Below are 11,839 nucleotides of genomic sequence, written 5' to 3'. Positions count from 1 at the left end.
CTCGCGAACTCCCGTGGCTGGGCCGGTGGTGCCGGGGCGGGCGTCGGCGGCGGCACCGGCACCGGCGTCCTCCCCCCGGCCACCGGACGGTCCGGCGCCACCAGCCCCGGTGGCGCCGGTGCGGACGTCGGTGGCCTCGGGAGAGCCCGGCGCCGATGCGACCGCTCCGGCGGGCGGCTCCCTCCGCTCGCTCAGCCAGAGGCCGCCCACCACCAGCAAGAAGGTCAGTACGGCCGTCCTCGCCAGGCGGTAGGCGCGCCTCCGGTACCAGGGCCTGCGCCGCCTTCTACGCGCCATGCGTACGACGACGGAGCCGGAACCAGATCACCCCGCCCACCGCGGCCAGGCCCACGGCACCCGCGCCGGCGACCGTGGTGAACGCCTCATCGCGGGCGATCCCGCCACCTCCGGCGGGCGGACCGCCCTGGGGGCCGGGCGAAGGAGTCGACATCGAGGACCGGCAGTCGACCGTGAACGTCTTCTCCCGCTCACTGCCGGTCATCCCCGCGAACGACCAGGCGAGCCGGTATTGCCCGTCGGGCAGGTTCAGGTCCTCGGTGTGGCCGATGCCACCCGCGAGATTGAGGGTCCCGCGCAGCGTGGCACCACTCGGGACCTCGGGCTGGGTCCTGATGTTCCAGGTGACGGCCGTGATGGTTTCGAAGTTGGCGGCGTCGAGGTAGAACCGGCAGACCCTCGGCTCGTCGATCGCGTCACCGTACGGCGTGCGCGCGACCCCGTCCCACGGCGCCGTGTGGATCTTGACGGTTCCGTTGTCCCCGGGGGCCATCGGCGCGGCGCCCGCCGCCGGCAGCCCGGAGAGCGGGGTGAGCGCGGCGGTCAGCGCCGTGACGGCGGCGATGCGCATTCCGGCGCGGCGTGGCAGAGGCGTGGTGGGCATGCGAATCCTCCGAGTCAGACGATTTTCGTACAAATCGCGCTTTGCTTGACTCTCTTTCACATGTGCGCGCCGAATCGCGGGAGCAGCGCCCTACGACCCGTTAGATTCCACTCTTTCGCCGCAACACGGACCTCGACCGGCCACGCTCCCCGGGGTCCTCCGACTCCGCCACCGGCCGCGCCGGCGCCCGCAGCGCTATCCCCGCCGACAGCAGCAACAGCGCCCCCAGCATCACGAACGGCGCCGCCACCCCCGCGAGGCCCGCGATCAGGCCCGCCGACGCCGGGGCGGCGACCTGGCCGAGGCGGTTGCCGGTCAGGCGCAGGGCGAGGGCGGTGGAGCGGGCGCCGTCGGGGGCGGCCTGGACGACCGTCGTCATCGACAGGGGCTGTCCGACACCGAGGCAGAAGCCGAGCACCGCCAGCATCAGGGCGAGCCCCCACACGGGCACCGGCAGCGCGATCCCCGCGCACAGCAGGGCGGCCAGCAGACAGGTCACCGTCAGCAGCAGGGACCGGCCCAGCAGCCGCAGCAGGGGCGTCAGGACCAGGCGGCAGGCGATGGTGGCCGCCGCGCGCAGGCTGAGCAGGAGGCCGATCACGGACGGCGCGATGCCCCGGTGCTCGCCGACCACCGGGAGGTAGGCGGTGAGGATGTCGGTCGCGGACAGCACCGCGAGGCTGATGAAGATGCCGGCGGGCACGCCCCGGGCACGCAGGATGCGCTGGACGGGGACGCGGTCGCCTCGCTCCTTGCGGGACCTGGCCGTCGTACGGCGCTCTATGCGCCACAGCGAGGTGAGCGCGACGGCGCCGCCCGCGCCCGCCACCAGCAGGGCGAGCGCGCTGGTCCCCGCCATGTCCCGGCCGCCGATCAGCGCGCCGGCGGCGATCGGCCCGATCAGCTGGCCGAGCGAGGCACCGATGGTGAAGTGGCCGAAGTTGCGGTCCTGTTCGTGCGGGGCGGACTGGCGGGCGACGAGGGACTGGGCGCCGATGACGAAGCAGAGGTGGCCGAGGCCCATCACCCCGCTCCAGATCGCCATCGCCCACAGGGAGTTCGCGAGGCCGCTCATCGCGCAGCCCCCGGATATCAGGACGACGCCGACGGGCAGCAGCGGCGCACAGCGGCCATGGTCGGTGCGGCGGCCCAGCGGGACCGCGGCGAACAGCGGGAGCAGGGCGTAGACCCCCGCGATCACGCCGATCGCCCGCTCGTCCGCACCCAACGCCAGGGCCCGGTAGGAGACGGCGGGCCGCGCCATCGACACCGCCCCCTGCGCGAAGCTGAAGGCGATGACGAGGCGGAGCAGCCAGCCGCGGTTCCCACCGGGCGCCATGTGCGAATCCTCCGTGGAAAAGTCAGATGATTCCGAAGAGCATCCCTGCCCCGAGGATGACGAGGCATGTGAGCGCGGCCCACTTCACCACGAACCTGGTGTGGTCGCCGAACTCGACCTTGGCCATGCCGACCAGGACGTACACGGCCGGGACGAGCGGGCTCGACATGTGCAGCGGCTGGCCGACCAGGGAGGCGCGGGCCATCTCCAGCGGGGTGACGCCGTGCGCGGCGCCGGCCTCGGCGAGGACCGGCAGGACGCCGAAGTAGAAGCCGTCGTTCGACATGAAGTAGGTGAGCGGGAGGCTCAGGACGCCGGTGACCAGAGCCATGTGCGGACCCATGCCCTCGGGGATGACGTCGACCATCCAGCGGGCCATGTGGTCGACCATGCCGGTGCCCTGGAGGACGCCGGTGAAGACGGCGGCGGCGAAGACCATGCCGGAGACGTTGAGGACGTTGTCGGCGTGGGCGGCGAGGCGGGCCTTCTGGTCCGGGATGTGCGGGAAGTTCACGGTGAGCACGAGCGCGGCGCCAAGCAGGAACAGCACCGGGATCGGCAGCCACTCCATGATCATGCAGGTGAGCAGGGCGACCGTGAGCAGCGCGTTGAACCAGTAGAGCTTGGGGCGCAGGGTGGGACGGTTCGGGTCGAGGACCTGGAAGCGCTTCTTCTCGTCCTCGGCGTCGTCCTCGTCCTCGGCGTCGGTGCCGGAGCCGCCGGTGGTGACCGCGTCCTTGCCCGTGCCGCCGGCACCGGAGCCGGCGCCGACCAGAACCGTCTCGGTCGCCTTCTCCTCGGCCTTCTCCTCCACCAGGACCTGGTCCAGGGTGAGCACGCCGAGCCGCTTGCGCTCGCGCAGACCGAGGAAGTACGAGAGGACGACGACGGCGAGGAGGCCGACGGCGAGGGCCGGGATCATCGGGACGAAGATCTCGCTGGCGTCCACCTTCAGCGCGGTGGCGGCGCGGGCGGTCGGGCCGCCCCACGGCAGGGTGTTCATCACGCCGTTGGCCATCGCGGCCACACCGGTCATCACGACCAGGCTCATCTTCAGGCGCTTGTACAGCGGGTACATCGCCGAGACGGTGATCATGAAGGTGGTCGAGCCGTCGCCGTCGAGCGAGACGATCGCGGCGAGGATCGCCGTACCGACGACGATCCGCATCGGGTCGGCCTTGGCGAACTTCAGGATGCCCCGGACGATCGGGTCGAAGAGGCCGACGTCGATCATCACACCGAAGTAGACGATCGCGAACATGAGCATCGCCGCGGTCGGGGCGAGGCTGGTGACGCCTTCGATGACGTAGTCACCGAGCTTGGCGCCCTTTCCGACGAACACACAGAACAGTGCCGGAATCAACACGAGCGCCGCGATCGGCGACATCTTCTTCATCATGATCAGGACCAGGAAGGTCGCGATCATGGCGAAGCCAAGGATGGTCAGCATGAGTGGATACCTAACGTTCGCCCTTGAACGACCCACCAGGGCCGGCGGTGGGACGACGTTAGGTCCCTTCAAACAGCGTTAACAAGACGTTGACATGCGAGCAATAAGCGCAAAACTCCAGGTCAGAGCTTTGCTCAGGTCAGAGCCGTGATCTTTTCGGCCACCGAAGCCACTTCGACCGGCACCCCGTTGAGCACCGCGTTGCCCGAGAGCGGGTCGAGCAGGCTGCCGTCGAGGAGCTGGTTGACGTTGACGCCGGGGTCGGCCGCGGCGTGGCTGAGGCGGGTGCCGGGGCGGTCGTGCCCCCAGCCGTGCGGCAGGCTCACCACGCCCGGGCGCACGCCGTCGGTGACCTCTGCGGGGGCGGTCACCTCTCCTCCGGCGCCCTTCAGCCGTACGGCCGCCCCGTCCCGGACGCCGAGCCGCTCGGCGTCCTCGGGATGGATGTGCAGGGTGCAGCGGTTGCTGCCGCCGGTCAGGACGGGCACGTTGTGCATCCAGCTGTTGTTGGACCGCAGATGACGGCGGCCGACCAGGACGAGTCCGTCGGCGCGCTCGCGCAGGGCCGCCCGGAGGCGGGGCAGGTCGTCGGCGATGGGCCCCGGCAGCAGCTCCACCTTGCCGCTGACGGTCTTCAGGGGCTGCGGGAGCCGGGACGCCAGCGGCCCGAGGTCGATGCCGTGCGGATGCGCGAGCAGCCTCTCCAGGGTCAGCCCGTCCTGCCGTACGCCGAAGCCGTCGCCGTACGGGCCCAGGCGCAGCATCATGTCGAGGCGCCGCTCGGGGCCGGTGAGGCCGGTGAGTTGCGCGGCGAGCTCGCCCGGGTCCCGGCCGTGCACGGGCGAGTGCGGCTCCTTGACCGCCTTGCCGAGGGTCTGGCCGATGACCAGGTCGTCGACGGCGGACGGGTCGGCGCCGTGCATACCGGTGGCGGCGAGGACCAGCCGGGCCAGGATCTCGGACTCGGCCATCCGCCCGGCCTCCAGCGGGACGGCGGGGCGGGTGTAGCGCACCTGGTTGCGGACGGCGAGGGTGTTGAGGGCGAAGTCGTGGTGCGGGCTCTGCGAGGGCGGGGGCGGCGGCAGTACGACGTCGGCGTGGCGCGAGGTCTCGTTGAGGTACGGGTCGACGCTGACCATGAAGTCGAGCGAGCCGAGGGCCTTGTCGAGCCGGTCGCCGTCCGGGGACGACAGCACCGGGTTGGCGGCGACGGCGATGACGGCCCGGATCGGCTCGCCCTCCTCGGTCGCGGTGTCGATCTCCTCGGCGAGCGCGGCGAGCGGCAACTCGCCCTTGGCCTCGGGGTGTCGACTCACTCGGGAGTGCCAGCGCCCGAGCGCGAAGCCGTGGCCGGGCCCGGCGGGGCGGGGCGTCTTGTCGGTCGCCGCCTGCGGGAAGAGGGCGCCGCCGGGGCGGTCGAGGTTGCCGGTGAGGATGTTGAGGACGTCGACGAGCCAGCTGGCCAGGGTGCCGTGCGGGACGGTGCAGCTGCCGATGCGGCCGTAGACGGCGGCGGTGGGGGCGCCGGCGAGTTCGCGGGCGAGGAGGCGGATCGTGCCGGCCTCCACGTCACAGGCGCCGGTGACGGCTTCGGGAGCGAAGTCGCCGATGACCGCGCGGAGTTCGTCGACGCCGTCCACATGGGGCGCGAGATCCCCGAGGTCGACGAGGTCCTCCTCGAAGAGGACGTACGCCATCGCCGCGAGGAGTAGCGCATCCGTCCCGGGCCTGATCGCGATGTGCCGGTCGGCGAGCTTGGCGGTGCGGGTGCGGCGCGGGTCGATCACGGTGAGGGTGCCGCCGCGGGCCTTGAGCGCCTTCAGCTTGCCCGGGAAATCGGCGGCGGTGCAGAGGCTGCCGTTGGACTCCAGCGGGTTGGCGCCGATGAGGAGGAGGTGGTCGGTGTGGTCCAGGTCCGGTACGGGGATCGCGAGGGCGTCGCCGTAGAGCAGTCCGCTGGAGACGTGCTTGGGCATCTGGTCGACCGTGGAGGCGGTGAAGACGCTGCGGGTGCCGAGGCCGGCGAGCAGGACCGGCGGATAGAGCGCGCCGGCCACGGTGTGCACGTTGGGGTTGCCGAGCACGACGCCCACCGAGTTCGGCCCGTACCGCTCGACGACCGGGCGGATACCGGCGGCGACCGCGTCGAAGGCCTCCTCCCAGGTGGCCTCGCGCAGCTCGCCGTCCCTGCGCACGAGCGGGGTGCGCAGCCGGTCGGGGTCGCCGTCGACGGCCCCGAAGGAGGCGCCCTTGGGGCAGATGAACCCCTTGCTGAACACATCGTCGCGATCACCGCGAGCACGGGTGACCTCGGCCCCCTCGATGGTGAGGGCCAGGCCGCAGGTGGCCTCGCACAGGGGGCAGATGCGCAGTGCGGTGCGGGACACGGGTCCTCCCGGAGGTGGCGGGCAACGATGGCGCGCGGTTCAGGGCCGAGCATACCGACCGGTATGCCGGGAGGGGAGTCCTCACCGGGGGTGAGGTCGGAAATCCGCGAGGCGTCGGTCGGGGGGCGCCTGGACGGGCGTCAGCGGTGACCGCGTACGGATGCCGGGCCCGCACGACTGCCGGGCCCGCACGGCTACCGGGCCCGCACGACTGCCGGGCCCGCACGGCTACCGGGCCCACACAGCTACCGGCCCGCACGGCCGGCGGTCCGGACCCGGCAGCGTGACGCCGTCAGTCCAGCACGCGCGCGAGATACGCCCGCAGCATCTCCCGTGCCTCCTCGATGATCCGGTCGTCGCCCTCCGGGGCCATCCGGAAGGCGAGGTGGACCAGGGTGTCGGCGGTTTCGACGGCGATGAGGAAGGTGCGGCGCAGGTCGTCGTCCGGTTCGCGGCCGAGGTAGCCGGAGAGCAGGTCGGTGAGGCGGTCGGCGACGCGGGTGTTGGGCTCGCCCCGGGTGCCGACGGGGATCTGGTTGCCGAAGTCGACGAGGGAGAACCCGGGCGCGGTGCGCTTCATGGCGAGGTACTCGTCGAGTACGGCGTCCATCGCCACCTGCCAGCCTCCGTCACCGGCCTCCTTCAGGCGCTCGGTGACGCGGGCGGTGTAGCGCTCCAGGTTGCGCTGGGCGAGGGCGTCGGCCATCTGGCGCTTGTTGCCGAAGAACCGGTAGACGGAGCCGATGGGGACGCCGGCGCGCTGGGCGACGGCCCGGGTGCTCAGGTCGTCGTAGCCGACCTCGTCGAGGAGGTCGGCGCAGGCGTCGAGGATCCTGGTGAGCCGTTCGGCGCTGCGCCGCTGCACGGGCGCCCGGCGTAGCGTTTCTGGGTTGGGCACGGTCTTCATGATGCCTTTCCGGCTCGGTCCGGGGAACATCGACCCCCAGTACGGAGACGGGCACCCGGCACACTCAGCGCCGCGGCGGACGGTGACGGCGTCACGGTCGCCTCCGCTTCCGACGCCGTGATGTCCGCCGTGCTCTCGACCGGGCTGTCGCCCACGACCCACACCGTGCCGTCGTCGGCGTACAGGCGCGCGGTGACCTGATGCGTGCCGCGCGGGACGAGGTCGGCCGGGAGGCGGTATCCGGGGGTGCGCAGCTTGGTGACGAGGCGGTCGTCCACGAAGAGGTACGCGAGGCCGCGCCCGGCCACCGCCCGCGCCCCCGCGCCGGCGGGCGAGAAACGGAAGTTGCGGACGGTCAGCCGTACGTCCCAGCTGCCGCGGCCGTCCGGGTCCGGCTGCACCTCGATGCCGACCTCGGGCGCCTCGCCCTCGTCCACCTCGCGGTAGTGCCGTCCGTCGTCGTCGGTGTCGTCGAGGACCTTGCCCACCGGGGAGGGCGACGCCGCGTTCTCTCCCTGGTCCCGGGCAGCACCGGAGCCGCAGCCCACGGTTCCGGTCAGCAGCAGGACACAGACCACGAGCGCGGCGAGCAGGGTCCGCGTCCACGACATGCCCGGGAGAATAGAACACCGGTCCGGACAGCCGGATCCCCCTCAAGTCTGGTTCGCGTCCGGTTCTCGTCGTCCTCACAGGGGAGGTACCGCGGATCTCTTGCGCTTGCGAAACCGCAATCCTACGGTGAAGCATAGGAATCAGATCTCGAAGGAGCGATCATGAGCGATGGGGGCACCTCCCGCGCGAGCGTGTTCGAGCGTGGGGGAGCGCGGAAGACCGCCGAAGGGCTGACCTACCTCTCCGGTTTCGGCAACGAGCACAGCTCGGAGGCGGTGCCCGGCGCCCTCCCCGAGGGTCGCAACTCACCCCAGCGCGCCCCGCTGGGCCTCTACGCAGAGCAGCTGAGCGGCACGGCGTTCACCGAACCGCGGGCACACAACCGCCGCTCGTGGCTGTACCGCATCCACCCGTCGGCCGCGCACCCGGCTTTCACCCGCACCGACAACGGCGCGATCCGTACGGCGCCCTTCACGGAGACCGTGCCGGATCCGAACCGGCTGCGCTGGAACCCCAGGCCCGAGCCCGCGCCCGGGACCGACTTCCTCGCCGGCCTGTGGACCCTGGGCGGCAACGGCGACGCGACCCAGCGCACCGGCATGGCCGTGCACCTGTATCACGCCAACTCCTCCATGGACCGCGTCTTCAGCGACGCGGACGGCGAGCTGCTGATCGTGCCGGAACGCGGCGGACTGCTGCTGCACACGGAGTTCGGGCTACTGCATGTGGAGCCGGCACATGTGGCCCTGATTCCGCGTGGGGTGCGCTTCCGTGTGGAGCTACTGGATGCCTCGGCCCGGGGTTATGTGTGCGAGAACTATGGGGCCCCCTTCCACCTCCCCGACCTCGGCCCGATCGGCGCCAACGGACTCGCCAACGCCCGCGACTTCCGGGCGCCGGTCGCCGCGTACGAGGACGTCGAGGGGCCGGTGGAGGTGGTCAACAAGTTCTGCGGCAACCTCTGGACGGCGACCTACGACCACTCACCGCTCGACGTGGTCGCCTGGCACGGCAACCATGTGCCGTACATCTATGACCTGCGCCGTTTCAATGTGATCGGCACCATCTCCTACGACCACCCCGACCCGTCGATCTTCACGGTGCTGACGTCCCCGTCCGACACCCCGGGTCTGGCCGGCGTCGACTTCGTGGTGTTCGCGCCGCGCTGGCTGGTGGGCGAGGACACCTTCCGGCCGCCGTACTTCCACCGGAACGTGATGAGCGAGTACATGGGCCTGGTCGAGGGCGCCTACGACGCGAAGGCGGAGGGCTTCGTGCCCGGCGGTGGCTCGCTGCACAACATGATGTCGGCGCACGGCCCCGACCGGGAGACGTTCGACCGGGCGAGCGCGGCCGAGCTGAAGCCGCAGAAGATCGACGACGGGCTGGCCTTCATGTTCGAGACCCGCTGGCCGGTGACGCTCACCGCGCAGGCGGCCGGTGCGGAGCACCTGCAACAGCGCTACGACGACGTCTGGCAGAGCCTGGAGCGCCACTTCCGCCCCTTGCAGTAGAGATCCCCGACCGGTACGGATGGCCCCGTGACCTCCTTCGCCCCGGACTCCATCGTCCTGAACCGCAAGCTGCCGCTCTGGTACCAGGTGTCGCAGTCGCTGCGCGCCTCGATACTCGGCCGCCGGCCGCAGGACCCCCTGCGGCTGCCCACCGAGGAGCAGTTGGCGGAGCACTACGGCGTGAGCGTGCTGACCATGCGGCAGGCGCTGAAGGAACTGGAGGACGAGGGCCTGATCACGCGCCACCGCAGACGGGGCACGTTCATCGAGCCGGACGTCCGACGGGGCGCCCCCGTGCGGCTGCTCGGCTCGGTGGACGCGATCGTGGCGCAGCAGTCCGGCATGGTGACGGAGCTGCTGGAGCACGGCAGGGAACCCGTGCCCGCCGAAGTCGCCGAGTTCTTCCCGGACATCGACGAGGTGGCGACGTACCACCGCCTGCGCAGCGACGACAAGACGGGCGAGCCGACCAACCACGCCCGGAACTACGTCCGCCCCGAACTGGCCGCGCGCATCGACCTCGACGATCTCGTCCGCTGGCCGATGACCAAGGTGCTGCGGGATGCCGTCGGGGCGGACATCAGCCGCATCACGGACACGGTCGAGGCCCGTCTGGCCGACCCGGAGACGGCACGGCTGCTCCAAGTCCCGCTGCTGAGCCCGATTCTGCACTACACCGGCGTGACGTACGACGCGGAAGGGCGCGTGCTGGACGTTGCGGTCATCCACTACCGGGGCGACCGTTTCTCCTTCACGGTGACCCTGGAGGCCAACTGACCCGCGTGTCGCGGACAGGTCGTACGATGCCGAGCGTGACGCACGACGACGCTCCGCTGCTGGCGGACCTCATGCCGTGGTCCGTCGCACCGCCGCGGCTCGGCCGGGGGTGGCCGACGGGCCCCGACGCGGCGTCCCTGAAAGCCCGCTGGGACGCCTTCGTGAAGGCCGAGGGCCCGGACCGGGAGGCCCTGCTGGAGCCGTCGCGCTCCCGCACGCTGCACTCGGCGGTCGGTCAGCTGCCCGGCGGGTCCGCGGGCACGGAGAAGCTGATCCGCGCCACCGGCCCCTGCCCGGAGCCGGTACGCGTCCTGCGCGCCCCCTTCGACGAACAGTGGCTGATCCCCGACCACCGCCTGATCGACGCGGCCCGCCCCGAGCTGTGGCGAGTGGCGGACGAACACCAGGTCTTCGTCCTGGAGACGCCCGACGCCCCGCTGCTGGCGACCTCGCTGCTCCCCCTGCTCCGCCCGGGCCGCGTCCGCCCCCTGTACCGCCGTCCGGGGGCCGAGGAACCCAACCTCGCCCCGGGCCTGCTGAAGCACCTGGCCGCCCGGCTGGGCCACTGCCCCACGCCCGCGGACGTCCTCGCCTGGATCCTGTCCGCCGCCCGCCCCGACCTCACCGTCCCGCTCACGGAGGACCCCGGCCTCTGGTCACGCGGCGTGGAGTCGGGCCGCCGCCTGCTCTGGCTGATGCGCCGCGACGGTGACCGCCCGAAGCTGCCGGGAGGCCGCCGCCCGTACGTCCGCGCTCCGCTCCCCTCCCGCCCGCTCACCCTGCACTACGACCGTGACGAGGAGACCCTCCACCTCGACGAGGGCCGTATCTCGCCGGTGCCGCCGCGGGCCTGGGACTTCGAGGTGGGTGGCGTGCGGATCCTGGAGCAGTGGTTCACGGCGCGCACCGCCGAGCCGGAACCGGGCACGCTGGCGGCGATCCGCCCGGCGACCTGGCCGCAGCCGTGGACATCGGAACTGCTGGAGCTGATCACGGTCCTGGCCCTGCTCGCGGAACCGGAGTCACCCGAACTCCAGCCGCCTGGCCCCGAGTCGACGTCCCCCATCACGGCAACCGACCTGCACAAGGCCGGCGTCCTGCCGGTCCCGGAGCCGGCCCGCAGGCCGGCGTCGGTGCTGGACGGGCACGAGGAGGGACCGGAGGGGCAACTCGCGCTGATCTAACGCGGGCCGGGGTCGAAGGCGTCAAGGACCCGTTCGAGCGCCCGTCTGAACACCGCCTCCAGGTCGATCGGCCCGCTGTCCGCCATGAAGGCCGCGGCGAGGCGCGGGTACTTGCCGGTGGCGACCTGGCTGCCCAGGTAGGCGATGCGGACCGCGTTCTCCTCCTCCTCGGACCAGGGCATGGCACGAGTACGCTCGGCGGTGGCGATCTCGTTCGCGGTGTACGTCGTCACGACGCCGTTGAGCAGCGCGACCAGCTCTATCTTCACGCTGTAGGACACGTCGAGCGGTTCGAGACAGGCCAGGCAGTGCTCCAGGTAGCGCAGGGTGTTGGGGCTGAAGCCGTACACCCCTGACATCAGCCGCGGCACCCAGGTGTGCCGGTGCATGATGGCCCGGGTCTCCTGCGCGTTGCGGATCATGTCGGCACGCCAGTCGCCCGAGGGCTCCCGGATGTCGTGCTCGGCACCGATCGCGTCGATCATCAGCTCGTAGAGGTCCTCCTTGCGGGGGACGTAGTTGTACAGCGACATCGTCCCGCAGCCCAGCTCGGCCGCGACATGCCGCATGGACACGGCCTCCAGCCCGCCGGTGTCGGCGATCCGCACCGCCGCCGCCGCGATGTCCGCACGAGTGAACGCGGGCCTGGGGCCACGCCCGGTCCGCTCGGGACGCGCCCAGATCACTTGCGGCTCGGCCGCCTTGCCCGCCATCGATCATCACCTCGCACACCATCCTAGTTACGTACACCGTACGTAGTGCGCTATG

The 11,839-nt window shown here is 71.6% G+C and carries 10 protein-coding genes and 1 pseudogene; 3 read left to right on the top strand and 8 right to left on the bottom strand.

Annotated features, from left to right (window positions below):
* From ADK36_RS49945 to ADK36_RS05605, 7 genes and pseudogenes are all read right to left on the bottom strand, one after another.
* Positions 1–297 (bottom strand): annotated as a pseudogene (locus tag ADK36_RS49945) (class F sortase); the annotation flags it as partial.
* On the bottom strand, positions 287–901 hold the full coding sequence (locus tag ADK36_RS05630) for a hypothetical protein (protein ID WP_048582427.1): 615 nt from the start codon (positions 899–901) through the stop codon (positions 287–289). The pseudogene ADK36_RS49945 and the gene ADK36_RS05630, both read right to left, overlap by 11 nt.
* Before the next feature lie 100 nt (positions 902–1,001).
* On the bottom strand, positions 1,002–2,240 hold the full coding sequence (locus tag ADK36_RS05625; protein ID WP_048582428.1) for an MFS transporter: 1,239 nt from the start codon (positions 2,238–2,240) through the stop codon (positions 1,002–1,004).
* Positions 2,241–2,262: 22 nt separating this feature from the next.
* Positions 2,263–3,690, bottom strand: coding sequence for a CitMHS family transporter (locus ADK36_RS05620; protein WP_048582429.1), 1,428 nt, complete (start codon positions 3,688–3,690; stop codon positions 2,263–2,265).
* Positions 3,691–3,824: 134 nt separating this feature from the next.
* Positions 3,825–6,077, bottom strand: coding sequence for a molybdopterin oxidoreductase family protein (locus ADK36_RS05615; protein WP_048582430.1), 2,253 nt, complete (start codon positions 6,075–6,077; stop codon positions 3,825–3,827).
* Between the two features lie 292 nt (positions 6,078–6,369).
* On the bottom strand, positions 6,370–6,984 hold the full coding sequence (locus ADK36_RS05610; protein ID WP_048582431.1) for a TetR/AcrR family transcriptional regulator: 615 nt from the start codon (positions 6,982–6,984) through the stop codon (positions 6,370–6,372).
* Positions 6,981–7,595 (bottom strand): hypothetical protein, encoded by a 615-nt coding sequence (locus ADK36_RS05605; RefSeq protein ID WP_048582432.1) that lies wholly within the window; start codon positions 7,593–7,595, stop codon positions 6,981–6,983. Before ADK36_RS05605 ends, ADK36_RS05610 begins: the two co-directional genes overlap by 4 nt.
* 162 nt (positions 7,596–7,757) lie before the next feature.
* On the opposite strand from ADK36_RS05605, the gene hmgA reads away from it, so the two are divergent.
* The 3 genes from hmgA to ADK36_RS05590 are packed head-to-tail and all read left to right on the top strand — an operon-like array spanning position 7,758 to position 11,071.
* Positions 7,758–9,110, top strand: coding sequence for a homogentisate 1,2-dioxygenase (gene hmgA / locus ADK36_RS05600; RefSeq protein WP_053196564.1), 1,353 nt, complete (start codon positions 7,758–7,760; stop codon positions 9,108–9,110).
* A gap of 27 nt (positions 9,111–9,137) precedes the next feature.
* On the top strand, positions 9,138–9,887 hold the full coding sequence (locus tag ADK36_RS05595) for a GntR family transcriptional regulator (protein ID WP_048582434.1): 750 nt from the start codon (positions 9,138–9,140) through the stop codon (positions 9,885–9,887).
* A 26-nt stretch (positions 9,888–9,913) separates the two neighbouring features.
* Positions 9,914–11,071 (top strand): type ISP restriction/modification enzyme, encoded by a 1,158-nt coding sequence (locus ADK36_RS05590; protein WP_048582435.1) that lies wholly within the window; start codon positions 9,914–9,916, stop codon positions 11,069–11,071.
* Here ADK36_RS05590 and ADK36_RS05585 read toward each other — a convergent pair.
* Positions 11,068–11,784 carry a TetR/AcrR family transcriptional regulator gene (locus ADK36_RS05585; RefSeq protein WP_048582436.1) on the bottom strand — a complete coding sequence of 239 codons (717 nt, stop codon included), beginning with the start codon at positions 11,782–11,784 and terminating at the stop codon, positions 11,068–11,070. The genes ADK36_RS05590 and ADK36_RS05585 overlap by 4 nt on opposite strands.
* Positions 11,785–11,839 lie beyond the last annotated feature (55 nt).

Source organism: Streptomyces viridochromogenes, from assembly GCF_001270495.1.
In the GTDB taxonomy this organism is placed as follows: domain Bacteria; phylum Actinomycetota; class Actinomycetes; order Streptomycetales; family Streptomycetaceae; genus Streptomyces; species Streptomyces viridochromogenes_A.
The sequence above is the reverse complement of the archived record's forward strand: the minus strand, read 5'-3'. Positions and strand labels throughout refer to the sequence as shown.